At 61.4% G+C, this 24,811-nt stretch carries 23 protein-coding genes and 1 tRNA gene; 9 read left to right on the top strand and 15 right to left on the bottom strand.

Annotated features, from left to right (window positions below; all coding sequences use genetic code 11):
- The first annotated feature begins 25 nt into the window (after positions 1–25).
- From HJB89_RS14220 to HJB89_RS14210, 3 genes are all read left to right on the top strand, one after another.
- Positions 26–187, top strand: a complete 162-nt coding sequence (locus tag HJB89_RS14220; RefSeq protein WP_007632413.1) for a hypothetical protein — start codon at positions 26–28, stop codon at positions 185–187.
- A 75-nt stretch (positions 188–262) separates the two neighbouring features.
- The gene (gene leuC / locus HJB89_RS14215) at positions 263–1,672 is read left to right on the top strand and encodes a 3-isopropylmalate dehydratase large subunit (protein ID WP_221131649.1); all 1,410 of its coding nucleotides are present in this window, start codon (positions 263–265) and stop codon (positions 1,670–1,672) included.
- A gap of 361 nt (positions 1,673–2,033) precedes the next feature.
- Positions 2,034–2,384, top strand: coding sequence for a cell surface protein (locus HJB89_RS14210; protein WP_221150146.1), 351 nt, complete (start codon positions 2,034–2,036; stop codon positions 2,382–2,384).
- Between the two features lie 97 nt (positions 2,385–2,481).
- Here HJB89_RS14210 and HJB89_RS14205 read toward each other — a convergent pair whose 3' ends face one another.
- Together HJB89_RS14205 and HJB89_RS14200 are read right to left on the bottom strand one after the other, a co-directional pair.
- Positions 2,482–3,312, bottom strand: a complete 831-nt coding sequence (locus HJB89_RS14205; protein WP_221150097.1) for an aldo/keto reductase — start codon at positions 3,310–3,312, stop codon at positions 2,482–2,484.
- 130 nt (positions 3,313–3,442) lie between these two features.
- A complete protein-coding gene (locus tag HJB89_RS14200; protein ID WP_207582166.1) occupies positions 3,443–3,964 on the bottom strand; it encodes a L,D-transpeptidase in 522 nt (173 codons plus the stop codon).
- Between the two features lie 166 nt (positions 3,965–4,130).
- Here HJB89_RS14200 and HJB89_RS14195 point away from each other — a divergent pair, with 166 nt between their 5' ends.
- Both HJB89_RS14195 and HJB89_RS14190 read left to right on the top strand, forming a co-directional pair.
- Complete coding sequence (locus HJB89_RS14195; RefSeq protein WP_003582964.1) at positions 4,131–4,814, top strand: response regulator transcription factor; 684 nt, start codon at positions 4,131–4,133, stop codon at positions 4,812–4,814.
- 116 nt (positions 4,815–4,930) lie between these two features.
- Complete coding sequence (locus tag HJB89_RS14190) at positions 4,931–5,386, top strand: cyclic nucleotide-binding domain-containing protein (protein ID WP_221150096.1); 456 nt, start codon at positions 4,931–4,933, stop codon at positions 5,384–5,386.
- A 53-nt stretch (positions 5,387–5,439) separates the two neighbouring features.
- On the opposite strand, the gene HJB89_RS14185 is transcribed toward HJB89_RS14190, so the two are convergent.
- The 6 genes from HJB89_RS14185 to tesB all read right to left on the bottom strand — a co-directional run bounded on the left by HJB89_RS14185 (position 5,440) and on the right by tesB (position 12,905).
- Positions 5,440–6,243, bottom strand: a complete 804-nt coding sequence (locus tag HJB89_RS14185) for an exodeoxyribonuclease III (RefSeq protein ID WP_207582168.1) — start codon at positions 6,241–6,243, stop codon at positions 5,440–5,442.
- 101 nt (positions 6,244–6,344) lie between these two features.
- Complete coding sequence (locus HJB89_RS14180; protein WP_207582169.1) at positions 6,345–7,013, bottom strand: outer membrane lipoprotein carrier protein LolA; 669 nt, start codon at positions 7,011–7,013, stop codon at positions 6,345–6,347.
- A 139-nt stretch (positions 7,014–7,152) separates the two neighbouring features.
- Positions 7,153–9,822, bottom strand: a complete 2,670-nt coding sequence (locus tag HJB89_RS14175; protein ID WP_221115448.1) for a DNA translocase FtsK — start codon at positions 9,820–9,822, stop codon at positions 7,153–7,155.
- 248 nt (positions 9,823–10,070) lie between these two features.
- Positions 10,071–11,423: an ammonium transporter gene (locus HJB89_RS14170; RefSeq protein ID WP_207582171.1), complete on the bottom strand. Its 1,353-nt coding sequence runs from the start codon at positions 11,421–11,423 to the stop codon at positions 10,071–10,073.
- A gap of 25 nt (positions 11,424–11,448) precedes the next feature.
- Entirely contained in the window at positions 11,449–11,799 is a 351-nt protein-coding gene (locus HJB89_RS14165; protein ID WP_003543684.1) for a P-II family nitrogen regulator, read from the bottom strand.
- Between the two features lie 221 nt (positions 11,800–12,020).
- The gene (gene tesB, locus HJB89_RS14160; RefSeq protein WP_207582172.1) at positions 12,021–12,905 is read right to left on the bottom strand and encodes an acyl-CoA thioesterase II; all 885 of its coding nucleotides are present in this window, start codon (positions 12,903–12,905) and stop codon (positions 12,021–12,023) included.
- Positions 12,906–12,989: 84 nt separating this feature from the next.
- Between tesB and HJB89_RS14155 the strand changes: the two genes are divergently transcribed.
- Positions 12,990–14,204: a ubiquinone biosynthesis hydroxylase gene (locus HJB89_RS14155; RefSeq protein ID WP_221115446.1), complete on the top strand. Its 1,215-nt coding sequence runs from the start codon at positions 12,990–12,992 to the stop codon at positions 14,202–14,204.
- A 17-nt stretch (positions 14,205–14,221) separates the two neighbouring features.
- On the opposite strand, the gene HJB89_RS14150 is transcribed toward HJB89_RS14155, so the two are convergent.
- The 4 genes from HJB89_RS14150 to HJB89_RS14135 all read right to left on the bottom strand — a co-directional run bounded on the left by HJB89_RS14150 (position 14,222) and on the right by HJB89_RS14135 (position 16,924).
- The gene (locus tag HJB89_RS14150) at positions 14,222–14,410 is read right to left on the bottom strand and encodes a Trm112 family protein (protein ID WP_003589705.1); all 189 of its coding nucleotides are present in this window, start codon (positions 14,408–14,410) and stop codon (positions 14,222–14,224) included.
- 9 nt (positions 14,411–14,419) lie between these two features.
- A complete protein-coding gene (locus HJB89_RS14145) occupies positions 14,420–15,106 on the bottom strand; it encodes an LON peptidase substrate-binding domain-containing protein (RefSeq protein WP_207584400.1) in 687 nt (228 codons plus the stop codon).
- Between the two features lie 174 nt (positions 15,107–15,280).
- Positions 15,281–16,255: a thioredoxin gene (trxA, locus tag HJB89_RS14140; protein ID WP_221150095.1), complete on the bottom strand. Its 975-nt coding sequence runs from the start codon at positions 16,253–16,255 to the stop codon at positions 15,281–15,283.
- Between the two features lie 159 nt (positions 16,256–16,414).
- On the bottom strand, positions 16,415–16,924 hold the full coding sequence (locus tag HJB89_RS14135) for a prolyl-tRNA synthetase associated domain-containing protein (RefSeq protein ID WP_221150094.1): 510 nt from the start codon (positions 16,922–16,924) through the stop codon (positions 16,415–16,417).
- Positions 16,925–17,180: 256 nt separating this feature from the next.
- On the opposite strand from HJB89_RS14135, the gene HJB89_RS14130 reads away from it, so the two are divergent.
- From HJB89_RS14130 to HJB89_RS14120, 3 genes are all read left to right on the top strand, one after another.
- Positions 17,181–17,255, top strand: a tRNA-Gly gene (locus HJB89_RS14130).
- 408 nt (positions 17,256–17,663) lie between these two features.
- On the top strand, positions 17,664–19,106 hold the full coding sequence (locus tag HJB89_RS14125) for a M81 family metallopeptidase (protein ID WP_221150093.1): 1,443 nt from the start codon (positions 17,664–17,666) through the stop codon (positions 19,104–19,106).
- Positions 19,107–19,473: 367 nt separating this feature from the next.
- Positions 19,474–20,808, top strand: a complete 1,335-nt coding sequence (locus tag HJB89_RS14120) for a glucoamylase family protein (RefSeq protein WP_221150092.1) — start codon at positions 19,474–19,476, stop codon at positions 20,806–20,808.
- An 84-nt stretch (positions 20,809–20,892) separates the two neighbouring features.
- On the opposite strand, the gene HJB89_RS14115 is transcribed toward HJB89_RS14120, so the two are convergent.
- The 3 genes from HJB89_RS14115 to HJB89_RS14105 all read right to left on the bottom strand — a co-directional run bounded on the left by HJB89_RS14115 (position 20,893) and on the right by HJB89_RS14105 (position 24,669).
- Positions 20,893–21,930 carry an ABC transporter ATP-binding protein gene (locus tag HJB89_RS14115; RefSeq protein WP_207582196.1) on the bottom strand — a complete coding sequence of 346 codons (1,038 nt, stop codon included), beginning with the start codon at positions 21,928–21,930 and terminating at the stop codon, positions 20,893–20,895.
- Positions 21,927–23,591 carry an iron ABC transporter permease gene (locus tag HJB89_RS14110; RefSeq protein WP_221131643.1) on the bottom strand — a complete coding sequence of 555 codons (1,665 nt, stop codon included), beginning with the start codon at positions 23,589–23,591 and terminating at the stop codon, positions 21,927–21,929. The genes HJB89_RS14115 and HJB89_RS14110 overlap by 4 nt, the downstream gene beginning before the upstream one ends.
- A gap of 61 nt (positions 23,592–23,652) precedes the next feature.
- The gene (locus HJB89_RS14105) at positions 23,653–24,669 is read right to left on the bottom strand and encodes an iron ABC transporter substrate-binding protein (RefSeq protein ID WP_207582198.1); all 1,017 of its coding nucleotides are present in this window, start codon (positions 24,667–24,669) and stop codon (positions 23,653–23,655) included.
- Positions 24,670–24,811: the final 142 nt, after the last annotated feature.

Here is a 24,811-nt window from a genome sequence, read left to right as displayed (position 1 = left end):
CTGAAGGGACCGCGGACGCCCTTTGATGATTCAAATTGAAGCCGCCGCGAAAAATCGTTATATGCAGGCGATGGAATCCAAGTTCAGATGCACAGGTGCGCATATTTTCGTGCTGCAGGACCACTATCGCCTGCCGGCGCGGTTCTTTGCATGCGTGTCCGGTGCGCTCAGCAGCCGACTTCGTTGATCGAATGACGGCCGGCGGAGCCTGATCCGCTTTTTTCTCGATTTCCCAAAGCATCCAAAAAACGGACTTAACGCCATGAGCGCACCGCGTACTCTCTACGACAAGATCTGGGACGATCACCTGGTCGATCAACAGCCGGACGGCACCTGTCTTCTCTACATCGACCGCCATCTGGTCCATGAAGTCACGTCGCCGCAGGCGTTCGAAGGCCTGCGCATGACCGGCCGCAAGGTTCGCGCCCCGGAAAAGACGCTCGCCGTCGTCGACCATAACGTTCCGACCTCGCCCGATCGCCATCTCGGCATCAAAAACGAGGAAAGCCGCATCCAGGTGGAAGCGCTGGCCACCAACGCCGCCGAATTCGGCGTCGAATATTATTCGGCAAGCGACAAGCGCCAGGGCATCGTCCACATCGTCGGCCCGGAACAGGGTTTCACCCTGCCTGGCATGACCATCGTCTGCGGTGACAGCCACACTTCGACGCACGGCGCCTTCGGCGCGCTGGCGCACGGCATCGGCACCTCCGAAGTCGAGCATGTGCTGGCGACCCAGACGCTGATCCAGAAGAAGGCGAAGAACATGCTGGTGCGGGTCGACGGCCTGCTTCCGCCGCACGTTACCGCCAAGGACATCATCCTCGCCATCATCGGCGAAATCGGCACCGCCGGCGGCACCGGCCACGTCATCGAATTTGCCGGCGAAGCGATCCGCTCGCTGTCGATGGAAGGCCGCATGACCATCTGCAACATGACGATCGAAGGCGGCGCCCGCGCCGGCCTGATCGCACCTGACGAAAAGACCTTCGAATACATCAAGGGCAAGCCGCGCGCACCGAAGGGCGAGGCGCTGCAACAGGCAATCGCCTACTGGAAGACATTGGAGACCGACGAAGGCGCTCACTATGACCGCGTCGTCGTGCTCGATGCCGCCAGCCTGCCGCCGATCGTCTCCTGGGGCTCCTCACCCGAGGACGTCATCTCCGTCCAGGGCATCGTCCCGAATCCCGACGATATCCAGGACGAGACCAAACGCACCTCCAAGTGGCGCGCCCTCGACTATATGGGTCTGAAGCCGGGCACGAAGATGACCGACATTACCCTCGATCGCGTCTTCATCGGTTCCTGCACCAACGGCCGCATCGAGGATCTGCGCGAAGTCGCCAAGGTGGTCGAAGGCAAGACGGTTGCCGCCACCGTCGACGCGATGATCGTTCCGGGCTCCGGCCTCGTCAAGGAACAGGCGGAAGCCGAAGGCCTGGACAAAATCTTCAAGGCAGCCGGCTTCGACTGGCGCGAGCCGGGCTGCTCGATGTGCCTGGCCATGAATGACGACCGCCTGAAGCCGGGCGAGCGTTGCGCCTCGACCTCGAACCGCAACTTCGAAGGCCGTCAGGGCTTCAAGGGCCGCACGCATCTCGTCTCGCCGGCAATGGCCGCTGCCGCCGCGATCGCCGGTCACTTCGTCGATATCCGCGACTGGAACTGATCCGTCCGACGGAGAGAATGAAAGCCGCCCGATGCCTGCAGAGCACATCGGGCGGCTTCGCCTTTCATGACCCTGTCGCTTCGGTGCGAGGCTGTTGCGGCTTGCAGCACGGCGCGCCGCCCAAGCGCACAAAGATCTGCAGCGTCTTAAGGTTTTGCATGAAAACTTAGATCGTTTGCGATTTGACTATGCCCTTGCGGGCGAGCCCATTTGTGCGTCGCCGGCAATTCCCATTTCATCCTTTCGGGCAATCGACATCGATAAATTCCTGTGGCCTCATCGATATCAGGCGCGACACGCGACAGACCGTCAGCCTGCTACGGACGGCTTCGGCGAACACTGCGCCTTGGGGAGTGTCGTCATGAGGCGGAAAATGGCAAAGAGTCTCGCGCATGCCATCCTGACCGTATTTGCATCGCTGGCATCGATCGACGCCGTGGGCGCCGTATCGATGCATCCAACCCTACCGCCGCTCACGCAGGTCTCGTCGAGCCAACTGCTGCAGGTGGCGCAGAACAGAGTACCGTCAGTCAACGGATATCGCGGCTCCAGCAAGGCCCGACCCGGTTATATCAAGAGCTCGAACGGTTATTGGTATCCCTCGCGCGCCTTCGACGATTATACCGGCTCGATTAGACGGCCGACGAACCTGGGCAATACCTGCAACTACGGCTTTGCCCCGACCAACGGATCGTCCAATTGCAATTACTGACGTGAAGGCTGCGTGACCTGTGCCATGTGGCCGCCGCCGCGGCGATCTTTTCTTCAGAGGCGGCCTTTGATGGGTTGGGTCGTGATCGAAACGACGATCAGAAGGTTGCCGTCATCGGGTCCGGTCCCATGCGGGCGCTGGCGCGGTCGAGTCTGGCGATCGCCGCCATGTCATCGGCATCAAGCTTGAAATCGAATACCTGGAAGTTCTCCTCGATACGCGACGGCGTCACCGACTTCGGGATGACGACGAGGCCGGTGTCGATATGCCAGCGGATGATGACCTGGGCCGGCGTCTTCCGATGCTTGCCGGCGATCTCACCGATAACCGGGTTCGAAATGAATTTGCCCTGGCCGAGAGGGCTCCAGGATTCGGTGGCGGTATTCAGCTTCTTGTGCGCCTCCTGCGCCGCCTTCTGCTGGAAGTCGGGATGCAGTTCGATCTGGTTGATGACCGGAACGACACCGGTTTCGCCGATGATGCGCTCCAGATGTTCGGGAAAGAAATTCGACACGCCGATCGAGCGGGCGCGGCCCTCTTCGCGGATGCGCACGAAAGCCTTCCAGGTCTCGGTGTAGAGGCCGCGATGCGGCGACGGCCAGTGAATGAGATAGAGATCGACATAGTCGGAGCCGAGTTTCTTCAGGCTGCCGTCGAAGGCGCTGAGCGCATTGTCGTAACCCTGGTCGGTATTCCTAAGCTTGGTGGTGACGAAGATATCCTTGCGGTCGAGGCCGGAAGAGCGGATGCCTTCACCGACGCCCTCTTCGTTGTCGTAGCCGGACGCCGTATCGATATGGCGATAGCCGGCGGCAATTGCGGTACGCACCGTCGGGGCGGCAATGTCCTGCGGCGTCTGCCAGACGCCGAGACCGACCTGGGGAACGGAATGTCCGTCATGGAAAGTAATGATGGGTTGAGCGGTCACAATATATCTCCGGGAGTTTGAGAATTGGACGAGGCATGAATTGCGCCCACACTTTTAGGCGTCCCGGAACGCATTTCAGCCTGAGCGCTCGGTCACCGAAAACATATAGGCGGCCGTATCCGGAAGACAATCAGAGGACCCGGACAATCGTCCCTTTCCGAAGATGCGGCAGAAGCCGGCGCATGTCGCTGAGGCTGACCGCCACGCAGCCGGCCGTCGGCTCGTAGCCCGGCCGGATGAGATGGAAGAAGATCGCCGAGCCGCGATTGCGCGCCCGCGAGGAGATGTTCCAGTCCATCACCAGACAGATATCGTAGAGCCCGTCGCCACGCCGCATCTCCTCATGGCTCGGGCCGAACGGCCCCCTGACGAGGCGATTATAGCTGGCGTTGTCGGGCTGATCGCACCAGAGCATGTCGGCGCGGATGCGGCGGATGGGAAGAGAAGTGGCGAGCCGGCCGTTTCGCTCACCACGCCGGAAGCCTGATATCAGCCTCATCGAGGCGATCGGTGTGGCGCCGTCGCCCTCTCGTTTCATTGCGGTTCGTCCGGAGCGGCCGATCGCGGCAGGGACGGTGATGGCGCCGAACCGGACGATCGCCCGGCTTTTCTGGCCCGGCGCCGGCCGCACCACGATCGTCGACGGCTTCATCCCCGGCTTCCGCCTTGTTTTTTCCATTTTTCTCGCATGTCTTGCATTGTCTGGGGCTCCCATTGAAATCATATGAAAACCTGTGCGGCAACAGCCCGCCGCCCGATCCTTGCCAAACCAGGAATTTGGCGTAGGACTAGGGAAGATAACACGAGGACAAGACGGCATGACCGCACGCACCATTCTTCTGGTGGATGACGACGACGACCTTCGTCAGACGCTGACGGAGCAATTGTCGCTGTATGAGGAGTTTTCGGTTCTGCAGGAAGCCAACGCCGGCAAGGGTGTTGCGACCGCCCGCTCGACACCGGTCGATCTGCTGATCATGGATGTCGGCCTGCCCGATATGGACGGCCGCGAGGCGGTGAAACTGCTGCGCAAGGGCGGCTTCAAGGCGCCAATCATCATGCTGACCGGCCACGATACCGATTCCGACACGATCCTTGGCCTCGAAGCCGGCGCCAACGACTATGTCACCAAGCCCTTCCGTTTCGCCGTGCTGCTCGCGCGCATTCGCGTGCAACTGCGCCAGCACGAGCAGAGCGAGGACGCCACCTTCACCGTCGGCCCCTACCTCTTCAAGCCGAGCCAGAAACTGCTCACCACCGATAACGGCCAGAAGATCCGGCTGACGGAAAAGGAGGCGGCGATCATCCGCTATCTCTATCGTGCCGAACAGAAGGTCGTGACCCGCGACGTTCTTCTCGAAGAGGTCTGGGGCTATAATTCCGGCGTGACGACGCATACGCTGGAAACCCACGTTTACCGGCTGCGCCAGAAGATCGAGCGCGATCCCTCCAATGCCGAAATCCTGGTCACCGAAAACGGCGGCTACAAGATCATACCCTAGAGCATTTTCATTTTTCTCCGAATCACGGAAATGCTCTATCTCTCTGTTTTCACGCAATTCCGGACGCAAAGCCGCTACGCGCTTTTGATGGAATTGCTCTTAGGCGAAAAGCCCGCATGGCGCTGACCGACGACATCCACATGCTCGCGCAGCTTCCTTTGTTCAGGGATATGAACGAGGATCAGCTGCGGCTGATCGCCTTCGGCGCCGATCGGCGCATGATCGCGGCCGGCCAGATGCTGTTTCGCCAGGGCTCGCCCGCCGAGAGTGCCTATGTCGTCCTCAGCGGCAGCCTGGAGCTGAGCGCTGCAAGCAGCGACGGCATGCAGAAGACGGAGGGGGTCGCCGGCCCCGGAACGATGATTTCCGAACTGGCGCTGGTCACGCTGGTGGAGCGCAAGTTCACCGCGGTGGCGCGCGAGGACACCGGCATCATCCGCATCACCCGCGCCCTCTTCTACCGACTGATCGAGGAATATCCGGACGCAGCCCTGCTGATCCAGAACCGCATCCGCGACAATCTCGCCGAACTTGCGGCAAAGGCCGCAAGCCAGTTCTACCGCTTCAGCTGAGGCCTGCTGGAGCGGTTCTGCGCTTCCACGAAAAGCTGAACCACCACACCGCTCTAAAGATCGAAATGCGCCGTGACCGGCACATGGTCCGAGGGCCGGTCCCAGCCGCGCGCCTCCTTCAGGATCTCGATGCGCCGGAGATGCGGCCCGAGATCCGATGACGACCAGATATGGTCGAGACGGCGGCCGCGATCGGCCGCCTCCCAGTCCTTGGCGCGGTAGCTCCACCAGGTATAGAGCTTCTCGTTCTCCGGCACATGCTGGCGCATGAGATCGAGCCAACCGCCGCGCTTCATCACCTCAAGCAGCCCGTCGGTCTCGACAGGCGTATGGCTGACGATCTTCAGGAGCTGCTTGTGCGACCAGACATCGTGCTCCAGCGGCGCGACGTTCAGGTCGCCGACCAGGATGGCGGAGGTGTTGCTCTCACCATTGGCTTTCAGCCGCTTCATCTCCTCGATGAAATCGAGCTTGTGGCCGAATTTCGGATTGACGGTACGGTCGGGTTCGTCGCCGCCGGCCGGAACGTAGAAATTGTGCAGCCGGACACGGCGATTGCCGCGCTCGAAAATCGCCGAAATGTGTCTGGCATCGCCGACCCCGCAATAATCCTGCCGGTGATCCTCCGTCAGCGGAATGCGCGAGGCGATCGCCACGCCGTGATAGCCTTTCTGGCCGTGGATGATGATGTGATCGTAGCCCATCGCCCGCAGCGGTGCGGCCGGAAAGAGCTCGTTCGCCACCTTGGTTTCCTGCAGGCAGAGAATGTCAGGCCTGTGCTTGAGAACGAGCTGCTCGACGATCGGCATGCGCAGCCGCACCGAGTTGATGTTCCAGGTGGTGATCGAAAAGCCCATATTCCCAGCCCTTTCATGCTTTCATGAAAGGGCTTTAGAACAAAGGCGGATGGGAGGGAACCGCCCGCGTGCAAAACAGGGGACAGTCAACCAAAAAGGCGTCAGTCGCGGGACTGAGGCGTGCCCGGAATGGTCTCATAGGGCACGCGGAACACGCGATCGTCGAACTGCATGCCTGTCTTGACGTTGAAGATCATCACCGACGTGTCCTTGCCCTGGTTGTCGGTGATCGTCCACTGACGCAGGTCGTAGGTCTTCGGGTCGAACATCATGGTGATGGTCGAGCTGCCGAATACCGTGTTGTTGCCGAGCGCAATCGTCGTCAGATCCGACTCTTCCTTCACGCGCTTCACCATGCCGGCCGAGAGGTCGATGTGCTGCGCCAGGAGCAGGCTGAGCGGCGTCTTCGAGAGCGGATAGAGGTCCCAGGTTTTCAGCTTGGTATTGCCGATGGCGACGTTTTTGCCGTCGGCGATCACCCGCATCGGCGACGGGTCGTCATAATTGAAGCGCAGTTTGCCGGGCCGCTGGATGAAAAACTTGCCGCCGGTCTGCTCGCCGCGCGGACCGAACTGCACGAATTCGCCCTGCATCGTCGTGACACCGGAGAAGTGGTCGGCGATCGCCTGCGCGGTGCCGGAGGCGGGAGCTGCCGCCTGCGCATAAGCACCGAAGGGAACGGCGCTCACCATCGCAGCAACGGCAAAGGCGCCGAGAAGATCGCGGCGCGTTACCGTCAGGCCGGAGAGGAAGGGGTCGGAGTTACTCATCTAAATCTCCTTTATGCGATCTGCATGCTGCCGAAAGGCGGCGTCTTCAAGGCGTTGCGATCGGCCCGCGAGAGGTAACGGCTTCGACGCTGTCAGGTTTCCGCAAAACCGGCCCTATTGGAAATATATGCCGATTATTTCAGCGGTCGAGGATGTCGCCTTCGGTCGGAACAAGAATCTCGCGTTTGCCGGCATGATTGGCCGGCCCGATGATGCCTTCCTTCTCCATCCGCTCGATGAGCGAGGCGGCCCGGTTGTAGCCGATGCCGAGCCGGCGCTGGACGTAGGAGGTCGAGGCCTTGCCATCACGCAGCACGATGGCGACGGCCTGATCGTAAGGATCTTCCGAATCCGAGAGGTTGGACGTACCGGCCGGGCTACCGCCGCCGTAATCACCATCTTCGTCGTCGTCGGCGGTGATCGCATCGAGATACTGCGGCGAGCCCTGGGTCTTCAGGTAGGAGACGATCTCTTCCACCTCGACATCCGAGACGAACGGACCATGCACGCGCTGGATACGTCCGCCGCCCGCCATGTAGAGCATGTCGCCCATGCCAAGAAGCTGTTCGGCGCCCTGTTCGCCAAGGATAGTGCGGCTGTCGATCTTCGAGGTGACCTGGAAGGAGATTCGGGTCGGGAAGTTCGCCTTGATGGTGCCGGTGATGACGTCGACCGATGGCCGCTGTGTCGCCATGATCACGTGGATGCCGGCCGCGCGCGCCATTTGCGCCAACCGTTGCACGGCGCCTTCGATATCCTTGCCGGCGACCATCATCAGGTCGGCCATTTCGTCGATGATGACGACGATATAGGGCATCGGCCTGAGGTCGAATTCTTCGGTCTCGTACATTGCCTCGCCGGTGTGACGGTCGAAGCCGGTCTGCACCGTGCGCGAGATCGCCTCGCCCTTCGACAAGGCCTGCTCGACGCGGGTGTTGAAGCCGTCGATGTTGCGCACACCGATCTTCGACATCTTCTTGTAGCGCTCTTCCATCTCGCGCACGGTCCATTTGAGCGCGACGACAGCCTTCTTCGGATCGGTGACGACGGGCGAAAGCAGATGCGGGATGCCGTCATAGACCGAAAGTTCGAGCATCTTCGGGTCGATCATGATCAGCCGGCATTGTTCCGGCGTCATGCGGTAAAGCAGCGACAGGATCATCGTGTTGATGGCGACCGACTTGCCGGAGCCGGTGGTGCCGGCGACGAGCAGATGCGGCATCTTGGCGAGGTCGGCGATGACGGCTTCGCCGCCGATCGTCTTGCCGAGCGCCATGGCGAGCTTAGCCTTGCTGCCTTCGAAATCCCTGGAGGCGATAAGTTCACGCAGATAGACGGTCTCGCGCGTCTGGTTCGGCAATTCGATGCCGATCGCGTTGCGGCCGGGCACGACGGCGACGCGGGCGGCAATGGCGCTCATCGAGCGGGCGATATCGTCGGCAAGGCCGATGACGCGCGACGACTTGATGCCGGGCGCCGGCTCCAGTTCATAGAGCGTGACGACCGGGCCGGGGCGGACATGGATGATCTCGCCCTTGACGCCGAAATCCTCAAGCACGCCTTCGAGCATGCGGGCGTTCTGCTCCAGCGCATCGGCTGATAGCGTCGAGTCGCGCACGACATTCTTCGGTTCGGCAAGCAGATGCATCGAGGGCAGCTGGAAACCCTCCGGACGGATGAACGAGCCCTGCGCCTCCCGCTCGATGCGGGCGCTGGGCTTCGGACGCGAGACCAAAGGCACGACGCGCGGTTCCGGCTTGCCGGCGGCCTTTGCCGGTGCGCGGATCATCCAGTCGTCGTCGTCATCATCGGGCAGAATATCGGCCGGGCGCGGCGGCATGTCGGCATCGAAGGGCAGATCGTCGTCATCATCGTCGTCATCGACGGAAAGCGACGGTGCAGAGACGATACGCCGCGGCGATGCTGCGCGTGCCTCCATCGACGGCTCCATGCGCTCGCCGCGGACGGTGGGCGCCTTGGCGCGGACGGGTTCGTTCAGGGTGCCGAACTCGTCATCGTTGAAATCATAGGGTGATTCGAAATCGCCCTGGCGGCGCTTGCGCGGCCCCATGCCGAAGAGCCGGCGCAGCCGCCCTTGGCTCATGTACCAAGCATGGGTCATCGCACCGCTAAGAGCGACCCAGCGCGACTCGTCGTCCTCGTCCTCGTCTCCGACGACGCGGACCTTGCTTGTTGTCCCGACGCAATCTTCCTCGATCTCCTCCTCGGAGTCGCTGCGGCCGACGAGGCCCGACGCAAATAGCATCATCCAGGCGGTCGGCGCGGCAAAGATGCAGCCGACGACCATGGCGAAGGTGCCGGTGGGATAAGCGCCGACGAAGAGTGCGGGAAAACGCAGGATCATGTCGCCGATGACGCCACCGATCCCGTTCGGGATCGGCCAAGTGAGCGGCGGCGGGAAGCAGCCGATCACGGCGCAGGAAAGCACCGTACCGGCAAGCCAGGCGCCGGCTCGGGCGGGGATACGGCTGAAGCGGCGGCCCGAGATCAGCGTCAGCGCCCAGGCGACGATCGGCAGCATCGAAATGACGCTGGCAAGGCCGAGAAACTGCATGACGATATCGGCAAAGGCAGCGCCGCTATAACCGAGGATATTGGTCGGCAGATTGGCAGTGGCATAGGAATAGCTCGGATCGGCAACGTTCCATGTCGCCAGCGCCGCGACGCAGAGCGCCAATAGCAGAAAGATCGCAAAGCCGATGAGGGCCTGGATCTGCCGCAGCATGAATGCCGAGAGGGAGAACCGATCCGGACGGCCATCCATCGCCGGCGACGTGCTTCTTGCCATGTGTCTAACCCGTCCAATGCCTGAGGGCAGGCGAATCACCGAAGCTTCGCCATGCCAAAATGCGTCCGCTCCACCTAATCAGAGCCGGGTTAAAGCGATGTTAACCATGCACGCCTGGACGTGCATTCGCGACAGGGAAATAAAAAAAGCCCGAACCTTGAGAGGTCCGGGCCAAATGCGGTCTATGATTAGATAGGCCGCGACGGGCCGTGGAGCGGCGCCCTTAAGCCAGGCGCCGCAAAGCTGATTTACGAGTGGTAGGCGGCTTCGCCGTGGGTCGCGAGGTCGAGACCTTCGCGCTCGGCTTCGACGCTGACGCGCAGCCCGATGACGACATCGACGATCTTGTAGAGGATCGCCGAACCGACGCCGCACCATATGATGGTAGTGAGAACGGCAATGAGCTGAACAACGACCTGGCTTCCCATCGTCACACCTTCGACATAGCCGACGCCGCCGAGCGACGCGCTGGCGAAGACGCCCGTTGCGATAGCGCCGAATATGCCGCCCACGCAGTGCACGCCGAAGACGTCTGCGGTGTCGTCATAGCCGAACTTGTTCTTCACGACGGATACGAAGAAGTAGCAAAGCGGCGAAACGGCTAGGCCCATGACAATCGCGCCCATCGGACCGGCGATTCCAGCAGCCGGCGTGATGGCAACGAGACCCGCAACCATGCCGGAAGCACCGCCGAGCATAGACGCCTTGCCACGAGCAAGGGTTTCGACGAGCGTCCAGGAAACGATGGCAGCTGCGGTCGCGATGAAGGTGTTGACCGTTGCAAGCATCGCACCGCCGGAGGCTTCGAGGTTGGAGCCCGCGTTGAAGCCAAACCAGCCGACCCAGAGCATCGAGGCGCCGACCATGGTCAGCGTCATCGAATGCGGTGCCATCATGTCCTTGCCGTAGCCGGTGCGCTTACCGACCAGAAGAGCGCCAATGATACCAGCGATACCGGCATTGATGTGGACGACCGTACCCCCTGCGAAGTCAAGCGCGCCCATCTTGAAGAGCATGCCGTTCGAATCCCAGACCATGTGCGCGATCGGAAAGTAGACGAAAGTCGCCCAAAGTGCGCAGAAGAGAACTGCAGCCGAAAATTTGATGCGCTCGGCGAAAGCCCCGATGATCAGGGCAGGTGTGATCGCTGCGAAGGTCATCTGGAATAACATGAAGATGAATTCCGGAATGACGACGCCCTTGGAGAAGGTTGCAGCCGTGGTTGCCGTGGAAACGCCGGAAAGGAACATCTTGGCCGTGCCGCCCCAATAGGGGCTGTCCGAACCGCCGAAAGCGAAGGAATAGCCGTAAATCACCCAGATCAGCATAACCACCGCGCCGATCATCGTGCACTGCATCAAAACGGAGAGCATGTTCTTGGCGCGAACGAGACCGCCATAGAAGAGTGCTAGGCCGGGCACCAGCATGAACAGCACAAGGATCGTGGAAATGAACATGAAGGCAGTATCGCCCTTGTCCGGCACCGGTGCTGCAGCCGCAGCCGGTGCAGCTTCCTGCGCGAAAGCGACGGCCGGCGCGAGAAGCGCTGCCGAAGCTGCGCAAATCCGCGCAAAGGTGGAAGAAAACTTCGAAATTGACATTGGAAAAAGCTCCTTGATCTGCCGCTTACAGCGCTTCTGAATCGGTTTCGCCCGTACGGATGCGCACGGCATGGTCGATCGAATAGACGAAAATCTTGCCGTCGCCGATCTGACCGGTCTTGGCCGATGCCGCGATGGCCTCGACCGCCCTGTCGACGAGTTCCGATGCAACCGCGATTTCGATCTTGAGCTTCGGCAGGAAGCTGACCGCATATTCGGTGCCGCGATAGATTTCGGTATGCCCCTTCTGGCGCCCGTAGCCCTTCACTTCGGTCACGGTCAGCCCTTGAATGCCGATCGCCGTAAGAGCTTCGCGGACCTCATCGAGCTTGAACGGCTTGATAATAGCCATCACAATTTTCATCTGGTTTCCCATCCTTCGTTATCCTCGGCGCGGAGCCGACTCTCCTTGCCGCTGACGTTCCTGAACAGCGACCGGCGATATACATTCAAGGGACGTGCCAGATTCGAGGCATGGAATAACTTATTGAAAAATAACGATTATAATACCGGGCGCCAATAAACAGGCAAATGATCGGCAAATGACCGGCCATCAATCGCACAAATAATGCGCAATTTTAAAAAGATGCGTATTTTTTATTCATTTGCCTTTTTCCGAATCAAACCCTCCTGTGCGACAGAGGCAATCAGCTCACCCGATCGGGTAAACAGGCTACCCCGGGTCAGCCCTCTGGCACCCGACGCCGACGGGCTGTCCTGCGTATAAAGCAACCAGTCGTCGAGCTTGCAGGGCCTGTGAAACCACATCGAATGATCGAGACTTGCCACCTGCAGGCTCTGATCGAAGATGGAGGTGCCGTGTGCATAAAGCGACGTATCGAGCAGGGTCATGTCCGAGAGATAGGCAAGCACGGCCGCCTGATAGAGCCGGTCGTCGGGAACCGGGCCGGTGGCGCGCACCCAAACGTCTTGTTTGGGATCGAGCTTCTTGTCAGAAAAATAATGCGTCAGCGAGACGGGACGGATCTCGATCGGCCGCTCGCGCTGCCAGTATTTTCGGATCGCCTCCGGCGCATGCGCGAGATATTGCTCCTTGATCTGCTGTTCGCCAAGCAGCGCTTCGGGCATTGTCACCTCAGGCATGACGATCTGGTGATCGAAGCCCGGCTCCTCCACCTGGAAGGAGGCCGACAGCGTGAAGATCGCCTTGCCGTGCTGGATCGCGACGACGCGCCTGGTATTGAAGCTCGATCCATCGCGGATGCGCTCCGCCTGGTAGATGATCGGCACCGAGGGATCGCCGGGCCGCATGAAATAAGCATGCAGCGAATGGACGAAACGCTCGCCCTCGATGGTGCGCTGCGCCGCCATCAGCGCCTGGCCGATCACCTGGCCGCCGAAGACGCGCTGCCAGCCGGCCTGCGGGCTGCGTCCACGGAAGATATCGACCTCGATCGGCTCCAGGTCGAGCGTCGAAAGCAGTGTCTCCATTGCCGAAGACCCGGTCGTCTCGCGCGTCATTTTGTATGTCTCCCGGCGGTAGGAAGTGAAGTTGCGATGATCTATATAGGTCACATCTGAGGCACAAGGTACGGGAGCGGCGCGATGCTGGACATGCTGGTTGTGGGCGGGGGTTATGTCGGCCTTTCCGCCGCTGTCGCGGTCAAACAGGCAGCCCCCCATCTGAATGTCGTCGTCGTCGAGGCGGCCCCGGAGCATGTCTGGAAAAACGACACGCGCGCTTCCGCCGTCATCGCGGCGGCGTCGAAGATGCTCGAGGTCTTCGGCATCTGGAATGAGATCGAGCCGGAAGCCCAGCCGATCACCAAAATGATCGTTACCGACTCCAAGACCTCTGATCCGGTGCGCCCGGTTTTTCTCACCTTCGACGGCGAAGCGGCGGAAGGCCGGCCTTTCGCCCACATGATCCCGAATGTCGCCATGGTCGCAGCGCTGCGGGGCGTCTGCGAGCGGCTCAGCATCGACATCCGTCACGGGCTCGGCGCCACGGAGCTGAAGACGCACGACAGCCACATAACCGTCACGCTTTCGGATGGCAGCGCGCTGGAGAGCCGGCTGTTGGTTGCCTGCGACGGCGTGCGCTCGACGCTGCGCGATCTCGCCGGCATCAAGACCGTCACCTGGAACTACGGCCAGTCGGGCATCGTTGCCACGGTCGAACATGAGCGGCCGCATGATGGCTGCGCCGAGGAGCATTTCCTGCCGGCCGGTCCCTTCGCCATCCTGCCGCTCAAGAACAATCGCTCCTCGCTCGTCTGGACGGAGCGGACACATGATGCCGATCGGCTGGTCGCCGCCGACGACCTGGTCTTCGAGGAAGAGCTCGAACGCCGCTTCGGCCACAAGCTTGGGGCGCTGAAAATCATCGGCGACAAACGCGCCTTCCCGCTCGGCCTGACGCTGGCACGCGCCTTCGTCGCACCGCGTTTCGCGCTGGCCGGCGACGCCGCCCACGGCATTCACCCGATCTCAGGCCAGGGCCTCAATCTCGGCTTCAAGGATGTAGCGGCACTTGCCGAAACGATCGTGGAGGCTGATCGGCTCGGCCTCGATATCGGATCGATCAACATTCTCGAACGCTACCAGACCTGGCGCCGCTTCGACACCTTCCGTATGGGCGTGACGACGGACGTGCTGAACCGGCTGTTCTCCAACGACGCAACACCGATCCGCATCGCCCGCGACGTCGGCCTCGGCATCGTCGACCGGCTGCCGCGCCTCAAATCTTTCTTCATCGGCCAGGCGGCTGGAACGACGGCAAAGGACAATCCGCGGCTGCTGGCAGGCCAAGTCATTTGATAGTGATTTAAAGACGCCTATTCGTCGAGGCGACGGGCTTCGGACACCAGCATGATCGGAATGCCGTCGCGGATCGGATAGGCAAGCCGCGCCTTTTCCGAGACTAGCTCATTGTGTTCGCGATCATAGGAAAGCCGGCCCTTGGAGAGCGGGCAGACCAGCAGATCGAGCAGCTTTGGATCGACGCGGCTGAGTTTTTCATCCATGGCTGAAGTCTACTGCAGAACCGTGTCGGAGTCACCGAAGACCCGCGCCAACACGATCTCGGTAATGGCGATCAGCGTTTCGGCCCGCGTCTTCAGATCGGGCGCTTCCAGCAGTGCCTGCTTTTCAGCCGGTCCGAACGGCGACATCATCGCCAGCGAATTGACAAGCGTCAGATTGCTCGCCCGCTCGACGCTCTCCCAGTCCGCTTCCAGCTTGTTGGCATCGAGATAGGCCTTGAAGGCAGTCAGAAGCGCTGCGCGGTCGACCGCCTCCTCCTCGTTCGCGGCCGAGAGATCGGCGATGAACGGCGCGATACGGAAGGTGCGGAACGGATCGCTGGTTGCTTTCTCCTCAAGCAACCGAAAGCGGCAGACGCCGGTCAGCGAGACGATATAGCGGCCGTCGCCAGTTTCGGCGAAGGAGGTGATGCGGCCAAGGCAGCCGACGGCGGCAAGATTGGGATCGCCGCCCTTGTCTTCGTGTTCGCCGAGCGCCGGCTGCACCATGCCGATCAGCCGGTTTCCCGTCAGTACAGCATCCAGCATCGCCAGATAACGCGGCTCGAAAATGTTGAGCGGAAGCTGCCCGGCCGGCAGAAGGAGGGCACCGGTCAGGGGAAAGACGGCGATTGTATCAGGCAGATCGCCCGGCTTCAGGTATCTGGCATTCCCGACTTGCATGAAACCGTCCCGCATTCTTGTAACGGGCATGCCCGTCCTCACGAGAATGTGGTGCCCCCGTCCGAAAACGCAAGGGCAGTTGCTCGAAACTTAGCGCCTACCTCCGAAAATCCGAATCGCCTTTCAACAGGATCAGACAGGGATACAAAGCAATACAGCGCCTTGCCGCCCTGTCGGACCCGCGGCGCTTTACGAGAACAGCATCGCCGAAAGCTTGCGCCGAGCCGAAATCGTCGCCGGATCCTTGAAGCCCCAGACCTCGAAGAACTGCAGCAGCTGGCGACGGGCGCCGTCATCGTCAAAGGCGCGGTCCTTGCGCATGATCAGCAGCAGGTGCTCGGCCGCTTCGTCGCGCCGGCCTTCGACATTGAGGATCTTGGCGAGCTTCAGCCGCGCCTCATGGTCGTCGGGGTTGACGGCAAGGTCGCGTTCGAGCGCAACAGGATCGCCGAGCTTGCGGGCTTCCTCGATCTGTTCGAGCTTTTTCACTGCGGCCTGGATACCGGCGTCCTTCGCCAACTCTTCCGGCAGATCAGTCAGAGTTTCGCGCGCTCGCTCATGCTGGTTTGCGGCGATCATGCACTCGGCCATGCCGGCAATCGCCTTGGCATTTTCGGGATCGGCCTGCATCACCGCGGCGTAGAGCTGAGCGGCCTCATTGATGTTGCCGGCGGCCAGCAGTTCTGCTGCTTCCGTAACCACGGCTTCGATCTCGGCCGCCTCATCGGCGCCGGCCGGGCCGGCGATGCGGTCGATGAACTGCTGAATCTGGCTTTCCGGCACTGCACCCATGAAGCCGTCGGCGGGGCGGCCGTTAACGAAGGCGATCACGGCGGGGATCGACTGGATGCCGAGCTGGCCGGCGATCGAGGGATGGTCGTCGATGTTCATCTTGACCAGCCGGACGCGGCCCTTGGCTTCGTTGACAACCTTCTCCAACACCGGCGTCAGCTGCTTGCACGGCCCGCACCAGGGCGCCCAGAAATCCACCAGCACCGGTTGATTGCGCGATTCCTCGATGACGTCCTTGCCGAAATTCGCGGTCGTCGTGTCGGTGATGTAGCTGCCGGCTGCAGCCACGGGTTCTGGGGTGGCGCCGAAGCTTGTCGTCGCCGTCATCTGATTTCCGAAGGAACTGTTATAGGGGTTGTCGCTGCCGCTCATAGGTATCTCCCGCCGCGCCGATCTTGCCGGCGTCTTTGCTAAAGCATGTCGCGCAAAAGTGTAGCGGTTTTGCGATCAAGACATGCACAAAACCAAAGGCCTAAAGCGCCGCAAGCGAAACTGAAAGTCCGCGACGCGCTTTAGCGCTAAAATCGTATGTCAGGACGTCACTTTCAAGACAAGCGGCTTATGCCCGGTCGCTTCCATGAAACGGATGAGATCGGCGCTCGCAATCGATGTCGTCGCATCGTTGGACAGCGGATGGCAGTTGATGATCTCCTCGCGCATCAGATCGGTATCGAGCACGAAGGTGACATTCGCCGCAGTATCGTTGATCGCGCCGAATGCAGTGACCGCGCCGGGAATGACGGCGAGATATTCCATCAACTTCTCGGGCCTGCCGAAGGAGACCCTGCCGGACCCGCCGATGGCATTATGCACCTGCTTGAGATCGACGGCAGCGTTTTCCTCGACGGTCAGCAGAAAATACCTGTCCTTCTTGTCCTTGACGAACAGGTTCTTGGTGTGGCCGCCGGGGATCTCGTCGCGCAGCGCAACCGATTCCGCCACGGTGAAAACCGGCGCATGGTCAACCGTCTTATGGGCAATGCCGAGCCCATCGAGAAAGGCAAACAATTCTTCTCTGGTCTTCGGGACATTTTCGGACATTGGGCAATCCATTGGATAGGAAGGGAAAAAGACAAGGCGTCCTGATTAAGTCCGTCGACATCGTTTGGCAATCTTTGCGGCCGACGCTTTGCCCCGCATTTGCGGCCTTTCCGCCCGGCCCGCGCGAGCAGGAGAATTTTTCTTCACCTCTCCGTCATTTCCCTGTTGCATTTGAAAACCCGTTAGGCCATATAGCGCCGGTCGCCGCGAGGCGGCGCCCACGGTCCAACAACTACCCCGGACCGATGTGGATTGAGCGGGTGTAGCTCAGGGGTAGAGCACAACCTTGCCAAGGTTGGGGTCGAGGGTTCGAATCCCTTCGCCCGCTCCAGTTTCTCAAAATTTCAAAGCCTTAGCGCACCTTTGCCGTGCAGGGTGCCTGTTCTGAATGTTTGTCGATCCGCGAGCTCTCTGATCGGCGAATAAGGGGCGTGTGCTCCTCGCGGCCGGGGCGCGTAAACTGCTGAGTTTGACGCGATCTCGCAAGCATCCAATGACTCGCCGCATAGCAACGCCACCCTGCTTGGCCTCGACCCATAAGATGATGTTCTGATCATCGGCATCGGCAGGAGCAGTTGGCGCACTCAATGAGATGGGCCGCACCGCTTGCGACAATCCCGCACTTGGTGTCAGATGACCGGAGAAATTCTTGACGACGGTACCGGCCTCGAGGTCCAGGGCGCTGCCGGCATTGCGGCCCTACCTTCCTGATTGCTCCCAATATCAACTGAGGTTTCCCATGCGCATCGCCGTTGGTGGCATTCATATCGAATGCAGCACATACAATCCCGTCCTGAACGAGGAGAAGGATTTTCGCGTGCTGCGCGGGGACGCACTGCTGGCATCACCCTACTTTGGCTTCCTCAGGGATTACGACGCCGAATTCCTACCGACGATCCATGCCCGCGCCATTGCCGGCGGCCCGGTTTCACGCGCCACCTACGAGGCCTTCAAGGGCGAATTCCTCGAGCGGCTGAAGCCGATGCTGCCGCTCGACGGTCTCTACCTCGCCATGCATGGCGCCATGTATGTCGAGGGCATGGAGGATGCCGAAGGCGACTGGATTTGTGCGGCCCGCGCGCTCGTCGGCGAGGCCTGCACGGTGTCGGCAAGCTACGACCTGCATGGCAACGTCACCCAGCGCATCATCGATGCGCTCGATATTTATTCAACCTATCGCACTGCGCCGCATATCGATGTCGAGGAGACGATGCGCCGCTCGGTCTCCATGCTGGTGAAGAGCCTGAAATCAGGTGTGCGGCCGGTTGTTCTCTGGGCGCCGGTCCCGGTCGTGCTGCCCGGCGAGCGCACCAGCACCGTCGATGAGCCGGCGAAAAGCCTCTATGAGAGGCTGCCCGAAATCGATGCGATTGATGGTGTCTGGGATGCATCACTGATGGTTGGTTATGTCTGGGCCGACGAACCGCGCGCCACGGCCGCCGCCATCATCACCGGCACCGACTGCGCGGTAATGGAGCGCGAGGCCAGACGTCTCGCCAAGGCCTATTGGGATGCGCGCGAAGACTTTGTCTTCGGCTGCGAGACCGGCTCGTTGGAGGAATGCGTCGCGAGAGCCATTGCAAGCCCGACGGTCCCCGTTGTGCTCGCCGAATCCGGCGACAACCCGACCGGCGGCGGCGTCGGGGACCGAGCCGACGTGCTGGCCGAGCTGATCGGCAGGGGTGCTGCCGGCGTCGTCTTCGCCGGCATCGCCGACAAGGCGGCAACCGAGGCCTGCTATGCCGCAGGCGTGGGCGCCGAGCTGGACCTCAGCGTTGGCGCCTCACTCGACAGCGAGGGCAGCAAGCCGGTCAATGCCCGTTTCATCGTCAAGTTCCTCCATGAAACCGCCGAACCCGCCGACCGCCAGGCGGTGGTTTCGATCGATGGCATCGATCTCGTACTGTCCGCTAAACGCCGGCCCTATCACAACATCGCCGATTTCACCCGGCTCGGCCTCGATCCGCACAAGGCGAGGATCATTGTCGTCAAATCGGGTTATCTCTCTCCCGAGCTGGCGCCGATTGCAAATCCCAGCCTGATGGCGCTCTCGACCGGTGTCGTCGATCAGTTCGTCGAGCGCCTGCCACGGCTGCGCAAGCAGCATCCGACCTATCCCTTCGACAAGGATTTTGCCTTCGAGCCGCAGGTCTTCCTGTCGGCGCGTTCGGCGGGGACTTGAGACGACCGATCGGCGAGAGGCGTGTTTCATCTTCACTGCCTCGCGGCGCGATGCCAAGGGGTAGATGCGCGCAGTTGAGACTCCGACGCCTCATACCAGCCTATACGATTGAGCGACTGTCACCCGTTCCGCGGAAGATCGGAGGAACCAAATATCGCAGGAAACAACGGCTGCGGACCGGCGCGTAACCGCTGCTTTTGCTGCACCGCTTATATGACTTCTGCTAGATATTATTTCACGGATAATTATTAACGACCACTTCTGCCCATTTGTGTTCTCTTATCCCTGCGAATCAAAAAGGTTTGATTTGCCGGGGGACGGCCGCCATGTTCAAGCATGGGGCGATGCAACAGTTGGGTAGGAGCCTATGCTGCAACGGATTGAAGATATTGATGCAGCGCTTGTCGACAGGCTGCAGCATTCGGCATTCAAGTACTTCCTGAAATATTCCAATCCCGAAAATGGCCTGGTGGCCGATACCTCGATCGGCGGCGTGCCGGCAAGTATCGCAGCCGTCGGCTTTGCCCTTTCCTCCTATCCCGTCGGTGTCGAGCGTTGCTGGATCAACCGCGCGGAAGCAGCCGAACGCACGGTCAATACGCTGCGGTTTTTCGCCGGGGCGCGTCAGGGCGAGGAACGCCACGCCACCGGCCACCGCGGCTTCTTCTACCACTTTCTGCATATGGATACCGGCCACCGCGCCTGGAACAGCGAGCTGTCGACCATCGATACGGCGCTGCTGGTCGCCGGCATCCTGACATCAGCGCAGTATTTCAACCGCGAAGACGACGAGACGGAAACGGAAATCCGTGAGCTCGCGACCTTCATCTACGAGCGCGTCGATTGGCGCTGGGCGTTGAACAAGGGCGACACCATTGCCATGGGTTGGAAGCCCTCTTCCGGCTTCCTGCGTTGGCGCTATCACGGCTTCGACGAGGCGATCATCCTTTACGCACTGGCGCTCGCATCGCCGACGCACCCCATCCCGCAGTCTTGCTACGACGCCTTTACGTCAAGCTATTCCTGGATGCTGCACGGCGAACAGTCCTATCTCTATGCCGGGCCGCTGTTCATCCACCTGTTCTCTCATGCCTGGATCGATTTCCGCGGCATTCAGGACAAGCCGATGGCGGAGCGGAACTGGGATTATTTCCGCAACACGCAGGCGGTCATCAACGTCCAGCGTGATTATGCCGAGCGCAATCCCGGCCAGTTCGTCGGCTATAACAAGAATATCTGGGGTTTCTCCGCCTGCGACGGCCCGCCGCCGACGCGGCGCATGCGCGGCGGCCGCCAGCCGAAGGTTCTGGGTTATGCCGCCCGCGGCGCCCCGCTCGGCCCGGATGACGGCACGATCGCACCCTGGGCAGCCCTCGCCTGCCTGCCCTATGACCGGCAGGCGGCTTTGGATGGCACCAAGGCACTTTTGACCAGCTATCCGAACCTGCTCTTGGAAGGCGGCTTTCCCGGCGGCTTCAACCCGACGGTCAAGACCACGCGGCCGGAAGGCTGGGTCGACGACCGCACCGTCGGCATTGATCAGGGTCTTCTCGTCATGACCGTCGAGAACGAGCGCTCCGACTTCATCTGGAAGCTGATGAGGCAATCGCCGGCCATCCGGCTCGGGCTCGAGCGCGCCGGCTTTACCGGCGGCTGGCTTGAAGGCATCGAGCCGCAAGAAGTGGTGCGCAAGTTCGGCTAAAGCAATTACAGGAAAAGTGCGAAGCGGTTTTCCGTCCGGAATTGCGTTCAAACAAGAAGTTATGGGGGTTCTGAGCGTTTTCACTCAGCTCTCGAAAACATGCGCCTTGCCGGCGATATCGAGGCGAACGAGATCGCCTCGCGCCGGCAGCGCAACGCTCGAGGTCTTGATCAGGATCGGCGGCAGGGCAACACCGTCGAGCGAAACGGCAACGGTGCAGACCGCGCCGCCGAACTCCACCTCGACGACACGTCCGCCATGGTTGCGATCGCTTTCATCGGCAACGACGCGGATCTGCTCCGGCCGCAGCATGATCTCCGCTTTGCCCTGACGACTGCCTTCGACGGCGACGCGGCCAAGCGCGCAGTCGGCCAGACCGTTCCGAATGATCGCGGGAAGCAGCACGGCATCGCCGAGGAACAGTGCTGTCTCACGATCCCTGGGATGCAGATACAATGATTGCGGCGACCCGGCCTGAACCAGCCGTCCTTCTCTGAGCACCGCGACCTGATCGGCAAAGGTCAGCGCCTCTTCCTGATCATGCGTAACCAGAATGGTGGTAATGCCGGCCGCCTTGAGAACGCGCGCAACCGCCTTGCGCATGTTCTCGCGCAACCCGGTGTCGAGTGCCGAGAAAGGTTCGTCGAGCAGCATCAGCCGCGGCTTGCGGCCGAGCGCGCGGGCAAGCGCCACGCGCTGCTGCTGGCCGCCGGAAAGCTGATGCGGGCGCCGCACCAGCATGCCGCGGTCGAGCTCGACCATATCGAGCAGCTCGACGATACGCTTCTCACGGTCGGCCGCACCCCGCTCGAAGCCGAAGCCGATATTTTCGGCGACGCTTAAGTGCGGAAACAGCGCGCCGTCCTGCGAAACGATGCCGATGCCGCGCTTGTGAGCCGGCACCGTCGCGGGGCCGTCGGCAAGCACCTCGCCATCGAGCGTCACTCTCCCGACGTCGGGCTGCTCGAAGCCGGCAATGATGCGCAGCAGTGTCGTCTTGCCCGAACCGGACGGGCCAACGACGGCGGTGCGGCTGCCCGCCTGGACATCGAGCGAAATATCCTTCAGCGCCTGCACAGGCCCGTAGCGCTTGCTGATGTTTTCGATCGTAAGCAGCGTCATTGGCCGGCAGTCCGTTTCGATTGGGTATAGAGCATCAGCGTGAGCGGCAGCGACAGCACGATCATCATGAAGGCATAGGGCGCAGCCGAAACATAATCGATCTCGCTGGTCAGCGACCAGAATTTCGTCGCCAGCGTATCGACGCCGTTGGGCGACAGCATCAGGGTCGCCGTCAGTTCATTGGTAATGCCGAGGGCGGCGAGCGCGACGCTGGCCGCCGCTCCGGGTGCGGCAAGCCGCATGGTGATCTGCCGTACCGCCTGCCCTGGGGTGCGGCCGAGGCCCATCGCGGCGCGCTCCAGCTCCACCGGTGCCTGGGCGATGCTGGCGCGCAGCCCCACCATGGCGCGGGGCAGGAAAAGCATCACATAGGCGACGAGCAGCGTTGCAAAGGTCTGGTAGAGGGGCAGCACGAGACGCACGGTGATCGTCACCAGCGCCAGCGCCACGACGACACCCGGCAGCGAGCCGACATAGTAATGGCAGGCTTCGAGCACGCGCTGCAAACGGCCGGGCGCACGCACGGAAAGCCAGGCCATCGGTGCTGCGGCAATCGTCGCCAGCACGCCGCCGACAATGGCAAGCACGATCGTCTGCAGGAAAGCGCTGCCGACTTCGATGCGCCAGATCTCGGTGCCGCCGAGATAGAGCCAGCGGCCAAGCGTCACCAGCGGCACGCCGAGGGTCAGCACCGCCAGGACGACAGGCAGAAAAACGGCCGGCACCACGAACCAGCCGAGCCGGCGGCGATCTGTCGGACGCGGCGAGCCGGAGCCGACGCGTGCATACCGTTCGTTGCCGCGCACCAGCACCTCGAAGCCGAGCAGAAAAAGACAGCAGGCGACGAGCACGCCGCCGAGCATGTTGGAGGCGGGACTGTTGTAGGAGGACTGGAACTGATCGACAATCGCCGTCGCGAAAGTGTCGAACCGGATCATCACAAACAGGCCGTACTCCGAAAGCAGATGCAGCCCGATCAGCAGCGAGCCGCCGCAAATGGCGAGTCGGAGCTGCGGCAGCACCGCCCGGAAGAAGACCCGCCAGGGATTGAGACCCAGCGAGGCCGCGGCATCCTCGATCGCCGGATCGAGACGGCGCAACGCCGCGGCGACCGGCAGGTAGAGAAAAGGATAATAGGCGATCACCGAGACGAAGACACCGCTCTGCAGGCCGTGCATGCCGGGGACGAGGCTGACCCAGGCATAGCTGTGTACGAAGGCAGGCACGGCGAGCGGAGCAATCGCAAGCCAGGCGCAGAGCCGCGCGAAAGGAATGTCGGTCCGCTCGGTCAGCCAGGCAAGCGTCACCGCAAGCGCGATCGATAGTGGAATGGTGAGCGATTCCAGCAGAACCGTGTTGACGAGCAATTCGCCGACGCGCGGCCGAAAGACCAGGGCGTTTACCGTTTCCCAGCCGACATCATAGGTGACCCAGCCGATGAAGCCGAGCGGCACCAGGCTGAAGATCGCGACGATGGTTGCCAGCAGCACCACGGAAGCGTGCGGCATGGGCGCGCGCGGCAAACCCATCCGCCCCCCAGGCGCGACCGGCCCCGCGTTACCGGATGCGAGCAATCTGTTGTCCTGCAGCAAGGCCGATGCCTTTACACGCTGAAAAAGGAAGGCAACCGCTTTTGAGGAGCGGTTGCCGGATTTCGTCATGCCCTAAGGTTTTCTTGAGCCAAAAGCAATAGTTTTGGCGGAAGTCGCCTGCGGCAGAAGGTCAGATCAGGCCGGCGGCCGTCATCAGCTCCACAACCTTCTTGCTGTCGAGCGTCGAAGCTTCGACTTTCGGCGCGTCGAGATCGGCGAGCGGAGCGAGCTTGTCGTTGGAGGGCGCGTCCTTGCCGACGGCATATTCGTAGGAGTCACCATCCTTGAGAACCGCCTGGCCGGCCTTGCTGGTGAGGAACTTCAGGAAAGCCTGGGCTTCCTTCATGTGTTGCGTTGACTTCAGGATGCCGCCGCCCGAAACGCTGACGAAGGCGCCGGGATCCTGGTTCTTGAAGTAGTGCAGGCCGACATTCTTGCTGTTCTCGCCGGTCTTCGCCTGATCGCCGAACCAATAATAGTGATAGATGATCGCACCCTCGACTTCGCCTGCATTGACGGCCTTCATGGCGACGCTGTTGCCCTTGTAGGGCGTGGCGTTTTCCTTGAGAGCCTTCAGCCAGTCGGCGGTCGCCTGCTCACCCTTGAGCTGCAGCAGCGCAGCGACGATGGCCTGGAAATCGGCGCCGGCAGGTGACGCACCCCAGCGACCCTTCCAGGCCGGATCAGCAAGGTCGAGCATCGACTTCGGCAGCTTGTCTTCGGTGAGCTTCGTCTTGTCATAGGCAAAAACGGTGGTGCGGGCGGCAATGCCGGTCCACATGCCGTCAGCCGGGCGATATTGATCGGGAACCTGGTCCAGCGTGTCCTTTTCGATGGGGGCAAAGAGGCCCGCGCCATCGACCAGCGTCATCGCCGGCGAATTCTCGGTCAGGAACACGTCGGCCGGAGAGGCGTCGCCTTCCTGAATGATCTGGTTGGCGAACTGCATGTCGCCGCCCTGCCGCATGGTGACCTTGATGCCGGTCTCCTTGGTGAAGGCATCGATCCATTCGCGGCCCAGGCTTTCATGCTGGGCATTGTAGACGACGAGACTTTCGTCCTGCGCATTGGCGCTACCGGCGAGCGCGGTGGCGGCGAGAAGCGAAGCGGCAAGCGCGAGGGAAAAACGGCTAAGAGCAATGTTCATGATGGCCTCCGTGGCGATGTCACCCGAGGTCTCCACGGGTGATGAGAGGCGTATATTTTTCCTGACTGAGGATTTCAAGTTTGGCTTGCCCGAAAAAGCCATCACAATATCTTGACTAAATGTTTCGTGTTATAGTGGAATA

It is taken from the genome of Rhizobium sp. NZLR8 (genome assembly GCF_019685025.1).
Taxonomy (GTDB): Bacteria; Pseudomonadota; Alphaproteobacteria; order Rhizobiales; family Rhizobiaceae; genus Rhizobium.
The sequence above is the reverse complement of the archived record's forward strand: the minus strand, read 5'-3'. Positions and strand labels throughout refer to the sequence as shown.